This window comes from Nocardioides lijunqiniae, assembly GCF_015024225.1.
GTDB classification, from domain to species: domain Bacteria; phylum Actinomycetota; class Actinomycetes; order Propionibacteriales; family Nocardioidaceae; genus Nocardioides; species Nocardioides lijunqiniae.
On the sequence record NZ_JACJGM010000021.1, the window covers coordinates 67,342 to 90,116 of the forward strand.

20 protein-coding genes are annotated in these 22,775 nt (G+C 71.8%); 8 read left to right on the plus strand and 12 right to left on the minus strand.

The window, feature by feature from the left end; translation table 11 throughout:
• Window positions 1-13: 13 nt before the first annotated feature.
• On the minus strand, window positions 14-1,672 hold the full coding sequence (locus IRQ30_RS14125; RefSeq protein ID WP_193609615.1) for an FAD-dependent oxidoreductase: 1,659 nt from the start codon (window positions 1,670-1,672) through the stop codon (window positions 14-16).
• Between IRQ30_RS14125 and truA the strand changes: the two genes are divergently transcribed.
• Window positions 1,659-2,495, plus strand: coding sequence for a tRNA pseudouridine(38-40) synthase TruA (truA, locus tag IRQ30_RS14130; protein WP_193609614.1), 837 nt, complete (start codon window positions 1,659-1,661; stop codon window positions 2,493-2,495). The two genes, IRQ30_RS14125 and truA, sit on opposite strands and share 14 nt — an antisense overlap.
• A complete protein-coding gene (locus IRQ30_RS14135) occupies window positions 2,488-3,135 on the plus strand; it encodes a class I SAM-dependent methyltransferase (protein WP_193613555.1) in 648 nt (215 codons plus the stop codon). The genes truA and IRQ30_RS14135 overlap by 8 nt, the downstream gene beginning before the upstream one ends.
• Here IRQ30_RS14135 and IRQ30_RS14140 read toward each other — a convergent pair.
• From IRQ30_RS14140 to IRQ30_RS14160, 5 genes are read right to left on the minus strand one after another with little or no spacing between them, the layout of a single operon-like run.
• A complete protein-coding gene (locus IRQ30_RS14140) occupies window positions 3,093-4,424 on the minus strand; it encodes an ABC transporter substrate-binding protein (RefSeq protein ID WP_193613557.1) in 1,332 nt (443 codons plus the stop codon). The two genes, IRQ30_RS14135 and IRQ30_RS14140, sit on opposite strands and share 43 nt — an antisense overlap.
• A complete protein-coding gene (locus tag IRQ30_RS14145; protein ID WP_193613558.1) occupies window positions 4,421-5,557 on the minus strand; it encodes a branched-chain amino acid ABC transporter permease in 1,137 nt (378 codons plus the stop codon). The genes IRQ30_RS14140 and IRQ30_RS14145 overlap by 4 nt, the downstream gene beginning before the upstream one ends.
• The gene (locus IRQ30_RS14150) at window positions 5,557-6,435 is read right to left on the minus strand and encodes an ABC transporter permease subunit (protein WP_193613561.1); all 879 of its coding nucleotides are present in this window, start codon (window positions 6,433-6,435) and stop codon (window positions 5,557-5,559) included. Before IRQ30_RS14150 ends, IRQ30_RS14145 begins: the two co-directional genes overlap by 1 nt.
• 19 nt (window positions 6,436-6,454) lie before the next feature.
• Window positions 6,455-7,156, minus strand: coding sequence for an ATP-binding cassette domain-containing protein (locus tag IRQ30_RS14155; RefSeq protein ID WP_193613563.1), 702 nt, complete (start codon window positions 7,154-7,156; stop codon window positions 6,455-6,457).
• 1 nt (window position 7,157) lies between these two features.
• Window positions 7,158-7,967, minus strand: coding sequence for an ABC transporter ATP-binding protein (locus IRQ30_RS14160; protein ID WP_193613565.1), 810 nt, complete (start codon window positions 7,965-7,967; stop codon window positions 7,158-7,160).
• Window positions 7,968-8,141: 174 nt separating this feature from the next.
• Between IRQ30_RS14160 and IRQ30_RS14165 the strand changes: the two genes are divergently transcribed.
• Window positions 8,142-9,386 carry a PucR family transcriptional regulator gene (locus tag IRQ30_RS14165; RefSeq protein WP_193609607.1) on the plus strand — a complete coding sequence of 415 codons (1,245 nt, stop codon included), beginning with the start codon at window positions 8,142-8,144 and terminating at the stop codon, window positions 9,384-9,386.
• Between the two features lie 5 nt (window positions 9,387-9,391).
• Here the strand turns inward: IRQ30_RS14165 and IRQ30_RS14170 are convergent, their stop codons facing one another.
• Window positions 9,392-9,820 carry a VOC family protein gene (locus IRQ30_RS14170; RefSeq protein WP_193613567.1) on the minus strand — a complete coding sequence of 143 codons (429 nt, stop codon included), beginning with the start codon at window positions 9,818-9,820 and terminating at the stop codon, window positions 9,392-9,394.
• A 20-nt stretch (window positions 9,821-9,840) separates the two neighbouring features.
• Window positions 9,841-10,773 carry a phosphotransferase family protein gene (locus IRQ30_RS14175; protein ID WP_193613569.1) on the minus strand — a complete coding sequence of 311 codons (933 nt, stop codon included), beginning with the start codon at window positions 10,771-10,773 and terminating at the stop codon, window positions 9,841-9,843.
• Window positions 10,774-11,187: 414 nt separating this feature from the next.
• On the opposite strand from IRQ30_RS14175, the gene IRQ30_RS14180 reads away from it, so the two are divergent.
• Together IRQ30_RS14180 and IRQ30_RS14185 are read left to right on the plus strand one after the other, a co-directional pair.
• A complete protein-coding gene (locus IRQ30_RS14180; RefSeq protein WP_193613571.1) occupies window positions 11,188-12,471 on the plus strand; it encodes an HNH endonuclease signature motif containing protein in 1,284 nt (427 codons plus the stop codon).
• A 460-nt stretch (window positions 12,472-12,931) separates the two neighbouring features.
• Complete coding sequence (locus IRQ30_RS14185; protein ID WP_193613573.1) at window positions 12,932-14,053, plus strand: hypothetical protein; 1,122 nt, start codon at window positions 12,932-12,934, stop codon at window positions 14,051-14,053.
• A gap of 75 nt (window positions 14,054-14,128) precedes the next feature.
• Here the strand turns inward: IRQ30_RS14185 and IRQ30_RS14190 are convergent, their stop codons facing one another.
• From IRQ30_RS14190 to IRQ30_RS14200, 3 genes are read right to left on the minus strand one after another with little or no spacing between them, the layout of a single operon-like run.
• A complete protein-coding gene (locus tag IRQ30_RS14190; RefSeq protein WP_193613575.1) occupies window positions 14,129-15,277 on the minus strand; it encodes an acyl-CoA dehydrogenase family protein in 1,149 nt (382 codons plus the stop codon).
• A 17-nt stretch (window positions 15,278-15,294) separates the two neighbouring features.
• The gene (locus IRQ30_RS14195) at window positions 15,295-16,470 is read right to left on the minus strand and encodes an acyl-CoA dehydrogenase family protein (protein ID WP_193613577.1); all 1,176 of its coding nucleotides are present in this window, start codon (window positions 16,468-16,470) and stop codon (window positions 15,295-15,297) included.
• A gap of 58 nt (window positions 16,471-16,528) precedes the next feature.
• Complete coding sequence (locus IRQ30_RS14200) at window positions 16,529-17,509, minus strand: phosphatase PAP2 family protein (RefSeq protein WP_193613578.1); 981 nt, start codon at window positions 17,507-17,509, stop codon at window positions 16,529-16,531.
• A gap of 145 nt (window positions 17,510-17,654) precedes the next feature.
• Here IRQ30_RS14200 and IRQ30_RS14205 point away from each other — a divergent pair, with 145 nt between their 5' ends.
• Together IRQ30_RS14205 and IRQ30_RS14210 are read left to right on the plus strand one after the other, a co-directional pair.
• Window positions 17,655-19,355, plus strand: a complete 1,701-nt coding sequence (locus IRQ30_RS14205) for an ATP-binding cassette domain-containing protein (RefSeq protein WP_193613580.1) — start codon at window positions 17,655-17,657, stop codon at window positions 19,353-19,355.
• On the plus strand, window positions 19,352-20,377 hold the full coding sequence (locus tag IRQ30_RS14210) for a GNAT family N-acetyltransferase (RefSeq protein WP_193613582.1): 1,026 nt from the start codon (window positions 19,352-19,354) through the stop codon (window positions 20,375-20,377). Before IRQ30_RS14205 ends, IRQ30_RS14210 begins: the two co-directional genes overlap by 4 nt.
• Window positions 20,378-20,446: 69 nt before the next feature.
• On the opposite strand, the gene IRQ30_RS14215 is transcribed toward IRQ30_RS14210, so the two are convergent.
• Window positions 20,447-21,709, minus strand: a complete 1,263-nt coding sequence (locus IRQ30_RS14215) for a S1C family serine protease (protein WP_193613584.1) — start codon at window positions 21,707-21,709, stop codon at window positions 20,447-20,449.
• 89 nt (window positions 21,710-21,798) lie between these two features.
• Between IRQ30_RS14215 and IRQ30_RS14220 the strand changes: the two genes are divergently transcribed.
• On the plus strand, window positions 21,799-22,764 hold the full coding sequence (locus IRQ30_RS14220) for a YihY/virulence factor BrkB family protein (RefSeq protein WP_193613586.1): 966 nt from the start codon (window positions 21,799-21,801) through the stop codon (window positions 22,762-22,764).
• Window positions 22,765-22,775 lie beyond the last annotated feature (11 nt).

Here is a 22,775-nt window from a genome sequence, read left to right on the forward strand (position 1 = left end):
GCGCTGTGCTGGGCTAGGTCGTGGGGGTGAGGAAGGTGTGGACGAGGGGGACCACCGAGGCGCCCTCGCCCGTGGCGGCCGCGACCCGCTTCATCGAGCCGGCCCGGATGTCGCCGACGGCGAAGACGCCCGGCACGGTCGTGGCCAGGCTCTCCGGCGGCAGCTCGCCCGACCAGAGGTCGGCGGGGATGTCGCGGCCGGTGAGCACGAAGCCACGGGAGTCGCGGGCCACCCCGTGGGGGAGCCAGTCGCAGTTGGGCTCAGCGCCGAGCAGGAGGAACAGGCCGTGCGCCTCACGACGGGTGACCGTGCCGGTCGCGGTGTCGCGGACGTCGAGCCACTCCAGGCGCCCCTCGCCGCCGCCGTCGGCGACCTCGGAGCACGGCTGCACGGTGATGCGCGGGTTGTAGGCGATCTCGCCGATGAGGTACTGCGACATCGTCTCCTCCAACGACGGGCGCCGCACCATGATCGTCACCGAGTCGGCGAAGCGGGCCAGGTGGATGGCGGCCTGGCCGGCCGAGTTGCCGCCGCCGACCACGACGACGTCGTAGCCCTCCATCTCGCGGGCGGCGGTCATCGCGCTGCCGTAGAAGACGCCCATGCCCACGAGCTCCTCGATCGCGTGGATGCCGAGCTTGCGGTAGGCCACGCCCGTCGCGACGACGACGCTGCGGGCCTCGACGTCGCCGCCGCCGGTCTGCAGCAGGTGGGTGCCGTCGGCGCGGGTCTCCAGCGACTCGACGTCCCAGCCGGTGTAGAACTGCGTGCCGAAGCGCAGCGCCTGGTTGCGCGCCCGCTGGGCCAGCCGCATGCCGGAGATGCCCCGCGGGAAGCCGAGGTAGTTGCGGATCATCGAGCTGGTCCCGGCCTGGCCGCCGATCGCCTCCGACTCCAGCACCACGGTGGTGAGGCCCTCGGACGCGCCGTAGACCGCGGCCGCGAGGCCGGCCGGGCCGGCCCCGACGATCGCGAGGTCCACGAGGCCCTCGACCTTGACGTCGCCGGGTGCGCCGTACATCGAGATCGCGACGTCGCGCACCGACGTGGCGACGAACGACGGGCGCCCCGGCGTGGAGACGATCGGGTACGCCGGCTCGCCGGGCGTCGCGCACTCGAGGACGGCCTCGCGGCCGATCTCGGTGTCGGGGGTGTAGAAGCCCGACGGCATGCCCATCCGGTCGGCGTAGTCGCGGATGGCCAGCGTGAGCGGGGAGGGCGCGGGCGCCACGATCCGCACGCTCTCCACCTCGGGCTTGGCGACGGTGGAGCCCCAGTCGGAGAGGAGCTCGGTCACGGCGCCGTGGAACTCCTCGTCACGCACCCCGCGCGGCATCAGCAGGTAGGCGTCGTACTTGCCCTTGGCCATGCCGGGTCGCAACGCCGGCGCCCGCTCGAGGAAGTGCTCCCAGTGGGCGGCGATGATGCGGCGCGCGGTGGGGACGACCGTGCGCCAGGCGTGGAACGCCTCGAGCACGTGGGCGTCGGGGAGCTCGGTGTCGGTGACGAAGAGGGCGACCTGCCCACCGGCGTCGCGGACGGTGCGCGTGACGTCGAGCGCGCCCTGGCAGGACGTCGCGGTGTGGAGGTCGTAGTCGCGGGCGTAGCGCCCGAACTCGTCGAGGAGGAAGTCGGCGTGCTCGTCGGAGACGAGGATGATGGCGGGCTGCACGAGGACCAGTATCGCGACCTGCGAAACTTGGCGCGTGCGGTTGCGGATCGAGTGTGCCTACGACGGCACCGACTTCCATGGCTGGGCGACCCAGCCGGGCCTCCGGACGGTGCAGGAGGTGCTCAACCACGCGCTCGCCACGGTGCTGCGCGTCGACTCGGTGGCGACCGTCGTCGCGGGGCGCACCGACGCCGGGGTGCACGCGCGCGGCCAGGTGGTCCACGCCGACGTCGGCGCGGTCCCGCCGAACCTGCTGCGTCGCCTCAACGGCGTGCTGCCCCCCGACGTGCGGGTGCGCCAGGTGGGGGAGGCGCCGGCGGGCTTCGACGCCCGCTTCTCCGCGCTGTGGCGCCGCTACGCCTACCGGATCGCCGACGACCCGGTGCTCGTGGACCCGCTCACCCGCCGCCACGTCCTGGTGTGGTCGCGTCCGCTCGACCTGGACGCCATGAACGACGCCGCGCAGGCGCTGGTCGGCCGCCAGGACTTCGCGGCGTTCTGCCGCCGGCGCGAGGGCGCCACCACCATCCGCACGCTGCTCGACCTGACCTGGTCGCGCTCGCCCCAGGGGCTGGCCGAGGCCACGGTGCGCGCCGACGCGTTCTGCCACAGCATGGTGCGGGCCCTGGTGGGCTGCCTGCTCGCCGTCGGCGACGGCCGGAGACCGCCGTCGTGGCCCGCCGAGATCCTGCGCGCCGAGGCGCGGGACCCCTCCGTGACGGTCGCGCACGCGCACGGCCTCACGCTCGAGGAGGTCGCCTACCCGCCCGACGACGAGCTCGCCGCCCGGGCCACCACGACGAGGGCGAGACGCGATGGATGACCACTACTTCTCGGCCGACCCGACGGTGGCGTTCAAGCGCTCGCCCGTCGTCGCGTCGGTGTGGGGCCACGAGCTGAGTCTGACGAGCGGCTCCGGGGTCTTCGCCAACGGACGCGTCGACATCGGCACGGCGATCCTGTTCCGCGAGACCGAGCCGCCGTCCGGTGGTCGGATCCTGGACCTGGGCTGCGGCTTCGGAGTGATCGGACTGGCCATCGCCGTCGCGGTCCCCGACGCGGTGGTCACCGCCGTCGACGTCAACGAGCGCGCCGTCCTGCTCGCCGGCGAGAACGCCGCGGCGCTCGGGGTCGCCGACCGCGTCACGGCCGTCACGCCGGACGGCGTCGACCCCGCCGCGACGTACGACGAGATCTGGTCGAACCCGCCGATCCGGATCGGCAAGCAGGCGCTGCACGAGCTGCTGCTGACCTGGCTGCCCCGCCTGGCCCCCGGTGGTCGCGCGGTCATGGTCGTCGGCAAGAACCTCGGAGCCGACTCGCTGCAGCGCTGGCTGGGGGAGCAGGGCTACCCCACCGCGCGGCTGGCGAGCGCGAAGGGCTTCCGGGTGCTGGAGACCCGTCGCGCCGGCGACGCGCCCTACTCAGGCACACCGCCCTCCGGCGGAGCGTCGTCGGCCTGACCGGAGGTGTCCTCCTCGATGGGGGCGTCGCCGATGTCGGAGACGAGCACGGGGGTCAGCGGATCCGCCGCGCCGCCGTCCTTGATCTCGACCACGCGAAGACCCGAGATGCCCATGTGGGAGTCGGCCGTGAAGCGGAACGGCGCCAGCTGGGGGCCGTCGAGGTCCTGGCCGACCTCCTCCAGCGCCTCGACCAGCCCGTCGCGGGTCAGCTCCTCGCCCGCGGCCTGCAGCGCCTGGACGAACGCGTAGGCGTGGGACATGCCGTAGACGCGGTAGTTGGTCAGCTCGCCCTCGGTGCCGTGCTCGTCCCAGACCTTCTGCCAGAGCTGCACCCACGGGTCCTCGGCCTGGTCGATGCCGGGGATGTACTCGGTCGTGAGCACCCCGTCGAGCGAGCTCGCACTGCCCTCGACGGCGCCTTCGGAGAACTCCGACAGCAGCGACCCGACGAGGTCGGGGTCGGAGCCGACGTTGCTGTAGAACCATTGCGGGTCGTAGCCCAGCTTGAGGGACACCAGCTGGCTCAGGGCGGTGTAGGACGGGGTGTTGAACGACAGCACCAGGTCGGCGCCGGAGGCCTGCAGGCCGGCGATCTGCGGGCCGACGTCGGTGTTGCCGGAGGTGTAGCGCTCGACGCCGACGACCTGGTCCTCGAGGTACTGGCGCACGCCCTTCTCGGCGTCCTCACCGAAGTCGTCGTCCTGCAGGAACAGCCCGACCTTGGCGTCGGGGAGGTTCTCGGCGACGTACTGCCCGATGATCTTGCCCTCGATCTCGTAGTCCGGCTGCCAGCCGAACGTGTACGGCTTGTCCTCGACGTCGTCGCCCCACTGCAGCGACCCGGACGACACGAAGAGGTCGGGCACGCCCTCCTCGTTGAGGAAGTCCACCACCGCACTGTGCGTGGGGGTGCCGAGCCCGCCCACCATCGCGAAGATCTCGTCCTGCAGCACCAGCTCGCTGGTGACCGTGTTGGTGTTGGTGGGGTTGTAGCCGTCGTCCTTGACCAGGTACTCGATCTGACGGCCGTGGACCCCGCCCTGGGCGTTGACGTAGTCGAAGTAGGCCTGCGCCCCGGTGGGGATCTCGCTGTAGCCGGGCGCGGCCACGCCGGTCAGCGGGAAGTGGGCGCCGACCGTGACGGACTCCTCGCTGACGCCGACCTCGCTGACGCCGCCGCCCCCGTCCTCGTCGGACCGGTCGTCACCGGCGCCGCAGGCGGCGAGCAGCGCGAGCGTGGCCAGGACGCCGGCGAGCGGCGCCGGCCTGGTGTGACGTCGTTTCATGGTGATGTTCCCTTCGAGGTGGTGGTGAGGGCGTCGCTGCTGGAGGGAGCGGCGGGGTCTGCGGCGTCGGTCGCCGGCGGGGCCGGCTCCGGCCCCCCGCGCGTACGGCGCACGGCCAGGCGGCGCAACGTCCCGACGATGCCGCTGGGGGCGAGCAGGATGACCAGGATCATCACCAGGCCGTAGACGAGGGGGGCGAGCTCGGCGGCGCGGATGTCGGAGAGGCCGGCGTCGGTGCCCCACCCGGTGACGACCTGGGGCAGGAACGTGAGGAGCGCCGCACCGATGATCGCGCCCGTGAGGCTGCCCAGCCCGCCGAGCACGACGGCGGTGAGCAGGGTGAGGCTGAGGTTGAGCGTGAACCCGCTGGGCGCCGCCAGTCTCACGGTGATGGCCATCATCGCCCCGGCGGCCCCGGCCGCCGCCGCGCTGACCGTGAACGCGGAGACCCGGGCACGACCCAGGTGGATCCCTGCCAGCTCGGCCGCGACCGCGTCGTCGCGCACCGCCCGCCAGCGGCGCCCGACCCGGCTGCGCGACAGGTTGGCGAGCAGCACGAAGGTGACGACGAGGGTCAGCCAGGCGACGTAGGCGACGTAGCGGCTGCGCGTGAGCTCCTGCCCGGTCACGAAGAACGCGAGGTCGAGCACCCACTCGGGGATGTCGGGGAGGACCACCCGCAGCCCCTGCTCCCCGCCCAGGCGCCCCTTGAAGAACAGCGCGACGCCCGGCACCGCGACCGCGAGGGCGAGGGTCGCACCGGCGAGGTAGGGACCGTGCAGGCGGGCGGCGGCGTAGCCGACCGCGACGCCCACCGCGAGGGTGGCCCCCACGGCGGCGAGCACGACCAGGGCCAACGGGGTCGACGACTCCCGGTCGGGAAGGAGCAGGGCGGTGGTGTAGGCGCCGATGGCCATCAACGCCCCGTGGCCCAACGAGATCTGACCGTTGAGGCCGGTCAGGATCGTCAGACCTCCGGCGGCGAGCCCCAGGTAGGCCATCGAGGCGAGCTGGAGGCTGCGGAAGTCACCGGCGCTCTCCAGCACCGCCACCACGACGAGCAGCCCCGCGGCGGCAAGGACCAGGTGCCGCAGGAGAGTGACCTCGCTCCACCACGAGCGCAGACGCGTCATCAGACCCTCCGCTGCGCAGGCTGGGAGAACAGTCCGCCGGGGCGCAGCGTCAGGACCAGCATCAGGATGGCCAGCGCGGTGAGCGCGACGAGCTGGGAGCCGACGTACCCGCTCACGAAGCTCAGGGAGAGCCCGAGGAGCAGCCCGCCGACCACCGCGCCCACGGGACTGTCGAGGCCTCCCAGGACCGCGGCCACGAAGCCGAACACCACGATGGAGTCCATGAAGCCCGGGTGCACCAGGCTGCCGCCGGCGATCAGCAGACCGGCCAGCGAGCCCACGACCGAGGCGAGCGCCCAGCCCAGCGTCAGCATCCGCCCGACGCGGACACCGAGGAGGCGGGCCACCTCCTGGTGGTAGGCCGCCGCCCGCATCCGCAGCCCCAGGTCGGTGACGCGGAACAGCAGGACGAGGAGGGCCATGACCACGAGCACGGCCGCGATCGAGAAGATCCCGAAGCCGGTGATGCCGAGCGTCGTGTCGCCGACCTCGACCCCCCGGACCCCGAACGGCGCGGGGAAGGAGCGGTAGCGGTTGCCGAACACCACCGAGGCGAGGGCGTGCAGCACGATGAACAGGCCGAGCGTGAGGATCACCGCGTTGATCTCCGGCTTGCCCTCCACCGGCCGGATGACGACGCGCTCCACGACCGCGCCGAGCACCAGCCCGCTGAGCAGGGCGAGGCCGAAGCCCAGCCAGTAGGAGTGGCCGGCGTCGATGACCGCGAGGGCGACGAACGTGGTGACCATCGCCATGGGCGCCTGCGCGAAGTTCACGACCCTCGTCGAGCGCCAGATCATCACCAGGGCCAGGGCGAAGGCCGCGTAGACCATGCCGAGGGTGAGGCCGCTGAGCGCGGTGTTCACGAGCTGCTGCACGAGATCTCCTGTTCCCTGCTCAGAATCCGAGGTAGGCGTGGCGGAGCTGGTCGTCGTCGGCGAGCACGTCGGCGTCGGCGTCGGCGACCACCCGGCCGAGGTTGAGGACGATCCCGCGGTGGGCGATCGAGAGGGCGCTGCGCGCGTTCTGCTCGACCAGGAGCACGCTCAGCCCCTCGTCCTCGACGAGGGAGCGCACGAGTCCGAAGATCTGGGTCACGATGCGAGGCGCCAGACCGAGGGACGGCTCGTCGAGCAGCAGCATCCGCGGCCGTGACATGAGCGCGCGCCCGATCACCAGCATCTGTCGCTCGCCGCCCGAGAGCACGTGGGCGACGGCGGCCCGGCGGTCGGCGAGGGCCGGGAAGAGCTCGTAGACCCGCTGCAGGTCGGCGGGACGGACGCGGCCGCGCGCCAGGCCGCCGAGCCGGAGGTTCTCGTCGACCGTGAGCTCGGTGATCACGCCGCGGCCCTCGGGCACCTGGGCCAAGCCGAGGGCGGGCATCCGCTCGGGCGAGAGGCGGTCGATGCGCCGTCCGTCCAGCTCGATGGTGCCGTGGCGGCTGCGCAGCAGGCCCGAGATGGTGCGCAGCAGGGTGGTCTTGCCGGCCCCGTTGGCCCCCAGCACCGCGGTGATCTGCCCTTCCTGCGCGGTGAAGGAGACGTCACGCACGGCATGCACGGGGCCGTAGCTCGTCGAGAGGTCGCGCAGCGAGAGCACGTCAGGCCTCCCCGACGGTCTCGCCGAGGTACGCCGCCAGCACGGCGGGGTCGTCGCGCACCTGGTCCGGGGTGCCGTGCGCGATCACGCGTCCGAAGTCGAGCACGGTGATCTCGTCGCACACCCGCATGACGAGGTCCATGTGGTGCTCGACGAGCATCACCGACATCCGCTCCGTGAGCTCGCGCACGAGCCGGCCGAGGTCGTCCATCTCGGAGGTGGACAGACCGCTCGCCGGCTCGTCGAGCAGCAGCAGGTCTGGCTCCGCGGCGAGGGCGCGGGCGAGGGCGACCCGCTTCCGCACGGCGTACGGGAGGCTCGCGGGATACCGGTCCGCGTGAGCCGCGATGCCGAGGCCGTCGAGGACCTCCCGCGCGCGCTCGCGCAGCGCCCGCTCGTCCCGGGACGCGCCGGGCAGCGCGAGCAGGGAGGACAGGAAGCCGGAGCGGGTGTGCCGGTCGGCGCCGATCATGACGTTCTCCAGGACGGTGACCCGGTCGAAGAGGCCGAGGCCCTGCAGGGTGCGCGCGATGCCGAGGCCGGCGAGGTCACGCGGTCGCAGTCCCGTGACCTCCTGGTCGCGCCACTCGAGGCGTCCGCGGTCCGGTCTGACGAAGCCGCACGCCACGTTGAAGAGGGTGGTCTTGCCGGCGCCGTTGGGCCCGATCACGCCCAGCACCTGGTGGGGGCGGACGAGGAGACCGACCTCGCTCAGGGCCGTGACGCCCCCGAACGTGACGGTCACGTCGCTGAGCGCGAGGCGAGGGCTGGGGCCCGCGACCGGGCTCTCGCCCGTGAGCGGATGACTCATCGAGTGATGCCTCCGGTCCGGGCGGGACGCCCCGAGATGTGCTGTGACGCGCACCACTGTGGTGCGGAGCGCACAGGTTCCGCATTGGGCGCAGCGCCCAACAAAGGCTGTCGATGCGCCGCTTCCCTGGCGCCGGCCTGGTCAGAACTGTGCGAGGAGTGCGAATGTCGTCCCATGCCAGCTCGGAGCGCAGGCTCGGCCTTTCCTCGTCCGGCGGGCGTCGGGACCGACGACGCCGTCACGCTGCGGGCGGTCGAGGCCGCCTGGGCCGCCCTGCGCCCACGCTCGGACGAGATCGCCGACGCGATCACGCTGACCCTGCTGGTGCGCGACCAGGAGGTCTACGAGCGGGTCGGGCCGGAGCTGCGGGTCGACGTGCGGGAGAGCACCCGGGAGCACCTCCGCCGGGGGATCGAGGTGCTGGCCGGCACCAGCGACGCCCCGTCCTCCGCGATCGAGCTGTGGCGCGAGACCGGTCGCCGTCGGGCGCGCCAGCAGGTCCCGCTCGAGACGGTGCTCAACGCCTACACGCTCGGGACGCGCGTCCTGTGGGAGGCCTTGGTCGAGCAGGGCGTGGCGAGCGGCGCGGACACCGACGAGCACGTGCTGGTCGTGGCCGGGCAACGGGTGTGGTCCGCGCTCGACGTCCAGAACGCCGTGCTCGTCGAGGCCTACCGCCGCGAGAGCACCCGCATGCAGCGCCATGACCTCCAACGTCAGCAGAGCGCACTCGACGGGCTCGCCGAGGGGCGAGGGGCCGACCCCGACTTCGCCGCGGAGGCGCGAGACCTCCTCGGCATCGCTGCCGATGCACGAGTGGTGTGCGTCGTCGCGCTGTTCGACGGCTCGCTCGACGAACCGTTGGGTGCCGTGGAGGACCGGTTGGAGCGGATCGACGTCACCTGCCACTGGCACGTCCGCACCGGCCGCTTCTTCGGGTTGCTCGCGGGCGCGGTGCCCGAGCTCGACGAGCTCGTGGCGCTGATCGTCCCGCACGCGACCGGCCGGGTGGGGATCGCCGGCTCGCCGGAGGGCGTGGGCGGGTTCGCGACGGCGTTCCAGCTCGCGACGCGGGCCGCCGAGTCGCTCGCGAGGGGTGAGACCCGGGTGGTGTCGGTGACCGATCGGCTGCCCGAGGTCCTGCTGGCCGGCAGCCCGCAGATCACGCCGCTGCTGATGCAGGAGACCCTCGGGCCGCTGTTGGCCCAGCCGGAGCCGTTGGCCACCACGCTGCTGCACACCCTCGCCGCGCTGTTGCGGCACGACGGGTCGCCCACCCATGCGGCCGAGGAGCTCTTCTGCCACCGCAACACGGTGATCTACCGCGCCCGGCAGATCGAGCAGATCACCGGACGAACGCTCACCTCGCCGCGCGACAAGATGCTGCTGGGGCTGGCCATGATGGTCAGCGGCCACTGACAGCCCTAGCGGAGGTCGACGCCGCCCCACTCCTCGGGCGCGACGTCGCGCAGCGTCTGGGTGAGCTGCCACCGGTGGCCGGCGGGGTCTGCCACCAGGCACTCGAGCTCGCCGTAGTCGCGCTCGGTCAGCTCCTCCAGCAGCGTCGCGCCCTGGGCGAGGGCGCGCTCGAGCGCGACCGCCGAGTCGTCGACCCGGATCTTGATGACGTGGGTGACGGCGCCGGGAGCCGGAGGCTGGTGCTCGCCCCTGGCCTCGGCGACGACCATGCCGACGCCGGGTGCCACGGACATCTGGGCGCGGTGCCCCTCGCCGATCCGGACGGTCTCGACGAAGCCGAACGCCGCGCTCAGCCAGGCGACCGCCTCCCGGACGTCCGGGTAGACCAGGACGGGGGCCAGCGCGCCCGGCGGGGCGGAGCGGTTGGTGACCATCGGTCGACGGTACGCCCGGCTCAGTCGCTGACGCGACCGTGGACGAACATCTGCAGCCGTTGCCGCGTGCGCTGCGGGTCCTCGGGCACGTGGCCGTTGACGGCGCGCGCCGCCCACCCCAATCGGGCCGCGATGCGCGCTGCGTCGGCGAGGTCGGCGTGCGAGAGGTGGGGGTAGGCGGCGGCGTACGGCGCGAGGAAGGTGTCGCGGAAGGGGTCGGTGTCGAGCGAGCCCTCGACATCGTCGAGGCCCCAGGCGAGCTGGCCCTCCAGCGCGACGGACAGCACGAAGAACGGGTGGGACGCGCACGCGTCGCCCCAGTCCATGACGCGGTGCCGGCCGTCGCGGACGAAGACCTGGCCGTCGTGGAGGTCGTCGTGCTGGATGCTCTCCCGGATGCCGTACGCCGCGAGGGTTCGCGCGAGCTCCGTGACCTGGTCGATCGCCTTCCGGAAGCGCGGCTCGGCGTCGGCCTCGTCCATGAGCGCGTCGTAGCTCACGGTGAGCACGTCGAGTCGCAGGTCGGGCACGCCCATCGCCAGCAGCGTGTCGACGTCGTCCTCCAGCGCCAGGCTGATCCGCGCCACGTGGTCGAGCGCGTGGTGCCAGCGGTCCAGGCTCCTCTCGGCCGGCACCAGCTCGCGCAGCCGCTCGCCGGCGTCGGCCATCAGCAGCCAGCCGCGGTCGAGGTCGGCGGCGAGCAAAGGGTCGACGAGGTCGGGGACCCGCTGGGCGAGCAGGGTGACCAGGGCCGCCTCGTGGGCCAGGGGCCCGTGGTTGGCCTTGAACCACACGGGACCGGTGGCGGTCGGGACGCGCAGCACCGTCGACCAGACCTCCACGTGCGGCTGCTCGATCTCGCCGGTCCGCGTCAGGCCCAGCCCGGCCAGCTGCCCGTCGATCCACCTGTGCGCCTGCGCCAGCCACGCGGCGTCGGTCCAGGGAAGTGCCATGGGAGATGTCTAGCGCCGATCCATGGCGGTGCCCACTGACTTTTCCGCCCCCGCCGGTGGTCGAGCAGCGAGCGCCAGCGAGCGAACGTCGAGACCCCCGCACCTCTGATCGCCTCCTCGGGCACTCGGCCGTCGGCTCGCGCGCCGCTGCTGGTCGCGGTCTTTGGCAGCTACGGGGACGGGTGGGCGCTGGGTCGCGCGACGCGGCCGGCCTCGGGGTCGTCTTGGTTTCGAGACGGTTGCTGCGCAACCTCCTCAACCAGCGAGGTCGCCCGGTGGTTGAGGAGGGACGAAGTCCCGTCTCGAAACCACCCCCCGGAAGAACTTCAGAAGTTTCGACAGCCCTTGTGGATAAGGCCTCCTGAGCCCCAATTCAGGGCTCCGATTGTCGGTGGCGAGTGCTTGGGTTGAACCATGAGCAACCCCACCGGACCCGAGGCCGGCTCCGTGCTGGCCGAGGTCCGCGCGGGCAGGGCCGACCAGGGCCAGGCCGAGCTCCGCACCCTGCACAGCACCCTTCAGTGGTGCCTCATCCACGCCACCGACGACGAAGGTCAGGCCGCGTTCGGTGACCACGGCATCCCCCTCGCCGGCGACGGGGCACCCTGGGTCAGCGAGTTCGCGGTCATGGAGCTCGGCGCCGCGCTCGGGATGTCCACCGACTCCGCGAAGCGCTACGTCGGCGCGGCCCTCGAGGTCCGCTACCGACTCCCGCGACTCTGGGAGCGGGTCGCGTCTGGGGAGCTGCCGTTCTGGAAGGCCCGCTTCGTCGCTGAGCGGACCATGGCCCTGCCCGATGCCGGCGCCAGGTTCGTCGACCAGCACGTCTCCTTCGTCGCCCACGAGGTCTCGCTCGCCGAGGTGGAGCGCCAGATCGACGCCGCCCGGGCCAGGTTCGACCCCGAGGCCGCCGAGAAGGCCCGCCGGCAGGCCGTCGACGGCAGAAAGTTCGACGTCTACACGTCCGAGGTCTCGATCAACGGCACCGTCGACGTTGACGGCACCCTCGATGCCCAGGACGCCCTCGACCTCAACGCCGCCCTGTCCCGCCGGGCCGCGGACCTCAAGGCCGCCGGGTCCGAGGAGTCACTCGACGTCAGGCGGTCCATGGCCGCCGGCGACCTGGCGCGCGGCTACGACCCGCTGCCGTTCGAGGACACCGACGAGGTCACGACGAAGGCTTCGGTGAGGCGGACCGTCGAGCTCGTCGTCCACCTCGACCACGACACCGTCTTCGGCAACCCCGCCACCAACCTCGGCCGCTGCGAGAACACCCGCACCCCTGTCCTGGCCGAGACGATCCGGGAGTGGTGCGGCAACCCCGACACTGCCGTGGTCGTACGCCCGGTCCATGACCTGGCCGACCACGTCCACGTCGCCGCCTACGAGCACCCCACCCGACTCGCAGAGCAAGCCGAGATCGTCGACCTCACCTGCATCTTCCCGTGGTGCACCAGGCCCGCCACCCGGTGCGACAAGGACCACGCGATCCCCTACGCCGACGGGGGACCGACCTGCTCCTGCAACAGCGCACCCCTCTGTCGCGGACACCATCGGCTCAAGACCCACGGCCGGTGGACCTACGACGTCCTCGACCGCGGCACCTACCTGTGGCACTCAGCCCACGGCCACACCTACCGACGCGATCACACCGGCACCACCCCGATCGAGCCGCCCGAGCCCGAACGACGAACCTGACCGTCCCCCACCCCGCCACCGGCGGGGCTGTCGGCACGCCGGCTCCAAGCAATGTTGTGTCCGATGCCCTTCCCGCAGGCCCACCTCGCCGTGGACTTAGTCCACCACCTCGTAGGGCACATCGATGTAGCCGCGTAGGAGGCCTGGCACGCCAGTGTGAGCAGCAAGAACTCGTTCATGACGTGCGTGTTCCCGTGGTGTTCCCGACCAGCCGCTCGCTGCGACTTCGACCCTGCCGTGCCGTTTGCGGAGGGCGGGCCGGCGTGGCGCTGCAACCTCGCATGTAATTGGTACATCCTCGGCGATTGCGGGTGCAACGTGCTCAGCGTGCCCAGATTATTCCGCCGGTCCACACAAGCAGCGAAGGCGACACTTGGTCACAGCACCCGCTTTCGGATGCGAGCGCACCGTTCTTGTCGAAAGGACTAAGTCCGGCGCTCCTCAGACTTAGCATTGCGATATGAATGGCGACGTTACGAATAGCCAGGTCCCGCCTGGAGCAGTGGAAACGGCGCAGTTCGTCTTCCAGCAGTGGAACGCCACCAATCAACAGGCGGCGATTGATCGGCTAACAGAGCCCGCTGATCGAGCGGAACCGTGGGCGCTGGCCCTAATGGTCTGGCTGAGCATGCAGCAGGGTGCTCCGGGATTCGATCGCGCGTTGCCGTACGCCCAGAAAGCGCAAAGCCTGGGGATGCCGTGGGTGCCGTATCACTTGTACAACAACATGGTGGGTCACATTGCAAGCGCTCCTCATCTCCTCGACCAGTTGGTGGACCTCATTCAAGAAGGCACCGGCACGATCACGTCAGCACTGGACCCAGTTGGCCAGGCCTGGGGTCTGCTTTCACAAGGTCAGATCGAGTCCGCGGTGAAGCTGATGGGCGTGACAATGCGCTTCTCCCCTAATCCCGAGTCGTGGGATGCGGTTGTCCGCGATGCGCAGCGCCGGACGAATGAAGTTCGTGACCTCCTGGCCGACGCGCAGTCCACACAAGCCGACCTTCGGCAGATTGCGGCGCGCAGCGAAGTGGACATCGAGAAGTGGCGCACCGATCTAGAGACCAAGGCTCGCCAGGCAGAGTTGCTGATTTCGAGCGTCAATTCCGGTGCGGTCAACGCGTTGTTCGATGCCGAGGCTAAGAGGAATGCTGGGGAGTCAAAAACGTCTTGGCGATGGGGGATTGGAGTCCTTGCAGCAGCGGCTTGCGTTGCTGTGCTCCCGTTGGTTCTCCACTATTTGGGCATCGGGCCGGATTACTCGATGGGCGGCTTACTTGGCGCTCACGCAGGTTCCACCGCCGCGCTCGGTGCGGTAGCGGGAGTCCTCTTGGCGAGAGCGCGGGGCCGAGACCGTGCTCATCAGCGCGCACGGGATCTGTCGACGGCCATGGGAACGATGATCTCCTACAGCAATCAGATACAGGACGAGGCTGAGAAGCAGCGGTTCATGCTGACTATGGGTCAATTGGTGCTCCAGGCCCATCTCCAGGGCGACTCAGGTGGCGCCAAGGAGGATTCCTTCGCGGGTCTCGCCGCGTTGTTGAGCGTCATGCGCCAACCGTCTACGTCGCCCACGTAACGAGATCCGCTGCGGCGCCCGGCGGCGCCGGGCGCCGCCACTTGAAGTAGCAACATCTCAGGCGTCCAGGAGCGTTCAGACCTCGAGCGGATCCAGCAGGTCGTAGTCGCTGACGGCTGCGGAGAGCGTCCGCACCTGGTGGTCACCGTCGCCGAAGAGGTGGTCCAGCGCGGTGAGGTGGGCGACGAACATGCCGACGTTGTACTCGGCGGTCATCGCGATGCCGCCGTGCAGCTGGATGGCCTCCTGGCCGACGTGGCGCCCGCCGCGGCTGACCTGGAGGGACACCCGCGCGGCCGCCGCGGCGACCTCCTCGGGCGAGCCGGCCGCGACGACCATCGTCGACCAGTCGACGAGGCTGTGCGTGAGCTCGAGCGAGGTGTACATGTCGGCGGCCCGGAAGGTCAGGGCCTGGAAGGTGTTCAGCGTGACGCCGAACTGCTTGCGGCTCTTGAGGTAGTCCGTCGTCGCCTTGAGCAGCGTCTGCATCGCGCCGAGCGCCTGGTTGGCGGCCATGATCCGGGTGATGTCGAGGACCGTGGCGATCGAGGCGGTCAGGTCCTGGCCGTTGGCACCGAGTGGCGAGCCCGGGGTCCCGTCGAGGGCCACGCGGGCGGCCCGGCCGCCGTCGTACGTCGCGTAGCCGGAGCGGGTGAGGCCCTCGGCGTCGCCGGCCACCAGGAAGGCGCCGGTGCCGCCGTCGGGCAGCGCGGCGCTGACGACCAGCACGTCGGCGCGGGCGCCGTGCAGCACCGGCTCCTTGACGCCGGACAGGGTCCAGGTGTCGCCGTCCTGGGTGGCGGTCACCTTCTCGGCGCTCGCCCCCCAGCGGCGGCCGGGCTCGTCGTGCGCGAACGCCAGCACGCTCTCGCCGGACGCGAGGGCGCCCAGCACCTCGGCGCGCTGCTCCGCCGTGCCGGCCGCGGCCACGAGGCCGCCGGCGAGCACGACCGAGGCCAGGAACGGCTCGGGCGCGAGGGTGCGGCCCAGCTCCTGGCAGACGATCCCGATCTCGACCGGTCCGGCGCCGACGCCGCCGTCCTCCTCGGAGAACGGCAGCCCCAGCACGCCCATCTCGGCCAGGCGGGCCCACTGCTGCTCGTCGAAGCCGGGGTCGGCCTTGACCACCTGGCGACGGTGCTCGTAGTCGTTGTAGGCCTTGCCCACGAGGCCGCGGACGGCGTCGCGGAGGGCGACCTGCTCGTCGTCGTACGTGAAGTCCATGTCGTGTCCCCTTGGGCTCAGAGTCCGAGGATCGTGCGGCTGATGATCTGCCGCTGGATCTCGTTGGAGCCGCCGTAGATGGAGGCCTTGCGGAGGTTGAGGTAGGTCGGCGTGACGGTGCGCGTCCAGTCGGGCAGGTCGGAGCCGTCGTCGGCGCCGGAGGCGACCGAGGCCGGCCCGGCCAGGTCGACCATCAGCTCGCTGACCGCCTGCTGCAGCTCGGTGCCCTTGAGCTTGAGCACCGAGGAGGCGGGGTGCGGCTCGCCGCCGGCCGAGTGGGCGACCACGCGCAGCGCGGTGAGCTCCAGCGCGAGCAGCTCGTTCTCGAGCTCGACGATGCGGGCGCGGACCAGCGGGTCGTCGAGGAGCGTGCCGCCCTCGCCGTCGGAGGTCTCCTTCGCCAGGTCCTTGGCGCGGGCGAGGATGCGCTTGGTGGCGCCCACGGGCGCCACGCCGACGCGCTCGTTGCCGAGCAGGAACTTGGCGATCGTCCAGCCGCCGTTGAGCTCGCCCACGAGGTTGGCGGCGGGGACGCGCACGTCCTCGAACCACACCTCGTTGACCTCGAAGCCGCCGTCGATCAGCTCGATCGGGCGCACCTCGAGGCCAGGGCTCGTCATGTCGATGAGCAGCATCGAGATGCCGGCCTGCTTCTTCACGTCGGGGTCGGTGCGCACCAGCGTGAAGATCCAGTCGCCGAACTGGCCGAGCGTCGTCCAGGTCTTCTGCCCGTTGACGACCCACTCCTCGCCGTCGCGGACCGCGGTGGTGCGCAGGCTGGCCAGGTCGGAGCCGGCGTCGGGCTCCGAGAAGCCCTGGCTCCACCAGATGTCGAGGTTGGCCGTCTTGGGGAGGAACTGCTGCTTCTGCTCCTCGGTGCCGAAGTGCGCGATCACCGGCCCGATCATGGAGGCGTTGAACGCCAGCGGCGTGGGCACGCCGGCGCGCTGCATCTCCTCGTGCCAGATGTGGCGCCGCAGCTCGCTCCAGCCGCGGCCGCCGTACGCCTCGGGCCAGTGCGGCACCGCGAGCCCGGCGGCGTTGAGCGTCTGCTGGGCCTCGACGATCTGGTCGCGCGTGAGCTCGCGGCCCTCGATCACCGTGCGGCGGATCTCCTCGGAGACCTCGGTGGTGAAGAACGCGCGCATCTCGGCGCGGAACTCCTGGTCGTCCTCGGACAGCTCGAGCTGCATGCGGGTCGGCCCCTCTCCTGGTCGGCTGCCCCGATGCTACTGACAGGTAGAAGCAGGGTCAGACGCGCACGTCGTCGGCGGTCGCGTGGACGTCGGCCCGCTCCTCGCGGCGACGCTCCCAGAGACGCGCCAGGACCATGACGACGCCGGCCAGCGCGCCGCCCGCGACCAGGTCGATGACGTAGTGCTCGCCGTAGTAGACGAGCGCCAGCCCCATCGCGGCCGGGTAGGCGAACAGCAGCCAGCGCAGGGGGCTGCGCAGCCGCCAGACGGCGTAGAGGGCGATCAGGAACGCCGTGCCGAAGTGCAGCGACGGCATGGCGGCCACCGGGTTGCCGACGCCGTTGAGGATCACGTCGACGCGCTGCAGGCCGATGTCGCGCCAGCCGCGGGAGGTGAGCCGCTCGACCGGGCCGAGGTAGCCCTCGTCGGAGGCCAGCCACGGCGGCGCCATCGGGTAGGAGATGTAGATCAGCAGGCCGCCGAAGTTGAGGCCGACGAAGCGCCGCATCCAGACCTGCCACTCGGCGTGGTTGCGCACCCACAGCACCACCGCGATGGTGAGGCCGGCCAGGAAGTGCGAGGCGTAGACGAACGTGAACGCCACGTCGTACCAGCGCGGGTCGCTGTCCTTGCTGCACGGCTCGCCGCACCACGCGGCCTGCAGGGTCTCGGTGGGCGTCGTGCCCAGCCCCATCCAGCGGTCGACGTCGATGGGCATCGTCCAGTGCACCGGGATCTGGAGCTCGTCGGTGAGCCCGCGGCTGAAGAAGTAGAACGTCAGCAGCGCTGCCGGCAGCCACCAGTCGCGCAGGAAGTTCAGGTGCTCGCGGGGGTGGGCCTCGATGTTCCACGCGACCGTGCCGAGCCAGAGCGTGATCATGACGGTGATCGAGTCGTTGGGGATCCCGAAGCGCCACCACCACGCGGCCACCGCGGCCACCCAGACGACCATCGCCGCGAGGCGCACTCCAGGGCGGCGGGTGCGGGCGACGTCGACGTCGACGTTGCTGTCCGCTACCTCCGCCTGTGCCGTCATGGGGCACGATCCTAAAACACGGTGCTTCCCTCGCGCACGCCAGTATCGCCCGAACGGGTGTAGCGAGTCGGGGGGGCGGCGGGTCGTGTCGGCGCCCGCCTAAAGAAGGTGCCGTCCGGTCGCGGATGACGGAGAATCGGTCGACGTGGGACACGTAGAGGTCAGTGGAGTGCGCTTCGAGCTGCCGGACGGGCGGGTGCTGCTCGACGACGTCTCGTTCCGGGTGGGGGAGGGCGCCAAGGTGGCGCTGGTCGGCGCCAACGGCGCCGGCAAGACGACCCTGCTCAGGATCATCACGGGCGACCTGGTGCCGCACTCCGGGGCCGTGACCCGCAGTGGCGGCCTGGGCGTCATGCGGCAGATGGTCAACGCCGGCCTGGGCGCCGAGCCGACCGTCGCCGACCTGCTGCTGTCGGTCTCCCCGCCCCGGGTCCGCTCGGCGGCGGCCGAGGTGGACCGCTGCGAGCTGGCGCTGATGGAGACCGACGACGAGAAGACCCAGATGCGCTACGCCGAGGCGCTCGCGGAGTACGCCGACGCCGGGGGCTACGACATCGAGGTGGCGTGGGACGTCTGCACGGTCAAGGCGCTGGCGGTGCCCTACGACAAGGCGAAGTGCCGCGAGCTGCGCACCCTGTCCGGCGGCGAGCAGAAGCGGCTGGTGCTGGAGTACCTGCTCGCCGGCCCCGACGAGGTGCTCCTGCTCGACGAGCCGGACAACTTCCTCGACGTGCCCGGCAAGATCTGGCTCGAGCAGCGCATCCGCGAGTCCGACAAGACGATCCTCTTCATCAGCCACGACCGAGAGCTGCTCGACAACACCGCGACGCGTGTCGTCACCGTCGAGCTCGGCCACGCGGGCAACCTCGTGTGGACCCATCCGGGCGGCTTCGCGAGCTACCACGAGGCGCGCAAGGACCGCTTCGCCCGCTTCGAGGAGATGCGCCGGCGCTGGGACGAGGAGCACGCCAAGATCAAGGCCCTCGTGCTGCGGCTCAAGATCAAGTCCGAGTACAACGACGGCATGTCCAGCCAGTACCGCGCCGCCCAGACCCGGCTGCGCAAGTTCGAGGAGGCGGGGCCGCCGACCGAGCAGCCGCGCGAGCAGCAGGTGACGATGCGGCTCCAGGGCGGCCGCACCGGCAAGCGGGCGGTCGTCTGCGAGGACCTCGAGCTCACCGGCCTGATGAGGCCCTTCGACCTCGAGGTCTGGTACGGCGAGCGGGTCGCCGTGCTCGGCTCCAACGGGTCCGGCAAGTCGCACTTCCTGCGCCTGCTCGCCGCCGGCGGCAGCGACCCGGACGTGGAGCACCAGCCCGTGGGCGAGGTGCCGATCAAGCCGGTGCCGCACACCGGCAAGGCCAAGCTCGGCGCCCGCGTGCGCCCGGGCTGGTTCGTGCAGACCCACGAGCACCCCGAGCTGGTGGGTCGCACCCTCACGGAGATCCTGCACCGGGGTGACGGCGAGGCCGACGGTCGCGGTCGTCGCGGCATGGGCCAGGAGCAGTCGGCGCGGGTGCTCGACCGCTACGAGCTCGCGCACGCCGCCGACCAGCGCTTCGAGTCGCTCTCGGGCGGGCAGCAGGCGCGCTTCCAGATCCTGCTGCTCGAGCTCTCGGGCGCCACCCTGCTGCTGCTCGACGAGCCCACCGACAACCTCGACGTCCAGTCGGCGGAGGCGCTGGAGGAGGGCCTCGAGGCCTTCGACGGCACGGTGGTCGCGGTGACCCACGACCGGTGGTTCGCCCGGGGGTTCGACCGGTTCCTGGTCTACGGCTCCGACGGCGCGGTCTACGAGTCCGACGGTCCCGTGTGGGACGAGGGCCGGGTGCAGCGCGTCCGATGAGCGAGCTGAGGACCCGCGTGGTCGACCACGCCGACGACGCCACCGTCACGGCGTGGCACGACGTCTACCTGCGCGCCGAGCGCCACGGGCGCGAGGAGCTCGCGACGCCGTGGGCGCTGGAGGAGCTGCGGGCCCAGCTGCGCACGCCGGGCCGCCGCCGCCGCTGGGTGGGCCTCGTCGGCGAGGTGGACGGCGCGGTGGTGGCGGTGGCCGGGATCGTGATGCCGCTGCTGGACAACCGCGACCAGGCGGAGGTCGCGGTCCACGTCGACCCGGGGCACCGGCGCCGAGGCCACGGCTCCGCGATGCTCGCCGCCGCGGAGGAGGTCGTGCGCTCCGAGGGTCGTCACGTCCTCGCCGCCGAGGCCACCTGGCCCTACGACCGCGGCCCCGAGGGTGCCGGGTCGCCCGGGCTGGAGTTCGCGCTGGCGCACGGCTTCGAGCTCGCGCTGGGCGACGTCGTGCGCGAGCTGCGCCTGCCGGTCGCCGAGGAGCTCCTCGAGCAGCTGGCGAGCGACGCGGCGGCGTACCACGAGGGCTACACGCTGCGCTCCTTCGTGGGCCCCGTGCCCGAGGACCTGGTGCAGGGCTGGGCCGAGCTCTCCGCCTCCCTGATGACCGAGGCCCCCACCGGTGAGATGGAGCGCGAGCCGGAGGCGGTCGACATCGCCGCGCTGCGCGAGGGCGAGGAGCTGGGGCGTCGGCAGGGACGGACGAAGTACAACACCGCCGCCCTCGACGCCGAGGGCGCCGTGGTGGCCTACACCGACGTGGCGACCACGGTCCACGAGCCGGGGCGCGCCTACCAGTGGGGCACGCTGGTGCGTCGCGCCGACCGCGGCCACCGCCTCGGGATGGCCGTCAAGGTCGCCAACCTGCGGCTCCTGCAGCGCGAGGACCCCGGCGCCCGGCGGGTCGTGACCTGGAACGCCGAGGTCAACGGCCACATGATCGGCGTCAACGAGCGGCTCGGCTTCGTACCGGTGGAGCGCGCCGGCGAGCTGCAGAAGCGCCTCGCCTGACCTGACGGTCGGCGGGGCGGGGACGTGCTGGGCTGACGGGCGGGCGGTCGACCCACCCGCCCGTCAGGTTCAGGACGAGCTGCGCTCAGCGTCCGAGTCGAGCGTGAGCGTCGTGGTGTCGCTCCTGCCGTCGCGCTCGTAGGCGACGGTGACCTCGTCGCCCGGGCGGTAGGTGCGGATGGTCGCCACGAGGGAGTCGGCGCCGGTGATCACCGTGTCGTCGACCCGGGTGATCACGTCGCCGGTCTCGAGCCCGGCGGAGCCCGCGGCCGAGCCGTCGCTGACGTCCCCGATCTGGGCGCCCTCGGTGACCTCGGCGCCCGTGGCGTCCGCGACGTCCTGGACGCTCACGCCGAGCTTGGCGTGGGTGGGCGTCTCGCCGTCGGCCATCTGCTCGACGATCGGCAGGACCGAGTCGATCGGGATCGCGAAGCCGAGGCCGATGGAGCCGGCCTCGCCGCTGCCGTTGGAGGCCGAGCGGATCGAGGAGTTGATCCCGACGACGTTGCCGTCCATGTCGGCCAGCGCACCGCCGCTGTTGCCCGGGTTGATCGCGGCGTCGGTCTGGATGGCGGGGTACGTCGTGCTGTTGCCCTCGCCGTCGGAGCCGACGTCGACGGGCCGGTTCAGGGCACTGACGATGCCGCTGGTCACCGTCGACTCCAGGCCGTACGGCGAGCCGATCGCGACGACCTCCTCGCCGACGTCGAGGTTGTCGGACTCCCCGATCGTGGCCGGCGTCAGCCCGCTGACGTCCTGGGCCTGGATGACCGCGGTGTCGGTGAGCGGGTCGGTGCCGAGGACCTCGGCCGAGGCCTTGGTGCCGTCGTTGAACGAGACCGTGATCCGGCCGTCGTCGCCGGCGAGCTCGACCACGTGGTTGTTGGTGAGGATCTGGCCGTCGGAGCTCAGGATGATGCCCGAGCCGGACCCGGCGCCCTGCCCTCCCGACACGTCGAGCTTCACGACCGAGGGCAGCACGGAGGAGGCGACCTCCTCGACGCTGCCGGCGGGCGCGTCGCTGTCGGGGGTGTCGGCCACCTGCGACGTCGTGCGGTCCGGGGTCGCGCTCGAGGACGCGCCTGCGCCGTCGTCGTCGTAGGCGTTGAAGGCGGCGGCGCCGCCGACGCCGGCGGACCCGCCCACGAGGAGCGAGGCGCCGACGACGGCGGCGGCGAGTCCGGCCCGACCGCGGCGACGGGTCGCCGGTCGGGAGGTCGGGGCCGGGGCGGGAGCCGCTGCCGGAGGTACGGCGAAGGGCAGCGGCTGCGTGGAATCGGTGGGCTCGTCAGGCCGGTGGCTCGGCGGCGGGAAGGGAGGCTGGTCGTTCATGTCTCCATCGTGGGTACGCCGCCTGTGACCATCCTGAGACTGCGCTGGGCGCCGGCGAAGAACTGCACGCGCTCTCGTAGGGTGCCCGGATGACGACGGCGCGCACGGTCCCCGTCACCACCGAGATGGACGGTGACGAGCTCGACGCCGAGGACGCCTGGCGGCTCGCCCGTCGCTTCGGCCTGCGTCGTGTCGCGGTCGACGGCTTCGTGCGCTTCCGCTACGGCGACGGGTTCACCAACAGCCGGGCCCTCGCGCTGCAGACCTGCCTCGCGGTCGTGCCGTTCATGCTCGCCGTCACCGGGCTGGCCGCCGACCTCGACGAGGACCGCTCCGCCCAGGTCGTGGCGCGCACGATCAACGCCGTCTCGCCCGGGTCGAGCGGCGACGACGCCCTCGTCGGCGCGATCGCCTCGGGCTCCGAGGGGCCGGGGGAGGTCGCGCTCGTCGTCGGGCTGCTGTTCGCGCTGATGTCGATGACGACCGCGATGGCACAGGTGGAGCGGGGCAGCAACCGCATCTACGGCATCCGCCGGGACCGCCCCGCGATCGCCAAGTACGGACGGGCGGCGGTGCTGACCGCCGTGCTGGCCGTGCCGGTGGGGCTCGGCTTCCTGCTCCTCGTCGCGGGCGGGGCCTTCGGCGACGCGATGGTGGAGGAGTACGGCTGGTCCGACGGGACGCACACCGCCTGGCAGGTCGGCCGCTGGCCCGCGGGTCTGGTGCTGTTGGTCCTCACCATCGCGGTGCTGCTCGACCACGCCCCGCGCCGGCGCCAGCCCGCGCTGTCCTGGCTGGCGCTCGGTGCGGCGGTCGCCGTGGGGCTGAGCATGCTCGCCGCCGCCGGGCTCGCCCTCTACGTCAACCTCAGCGGGTCCTTCGGCAGCACCTACGGTCCGCTGGCCGGGATCGTCGCGCTGCTGCTGTGGAGCCTGCTGTCCTCCATCTCCCTCTTCTACGGCGTCGCGGTGTGCGCCCAGCTGGAGGCCCTGCGCGCCCACCAGACCGAGCCCGTCTACGACGACCCGGGACGCCCCGAGGAGGAGCAGGTCTGACGCGGCCGCCG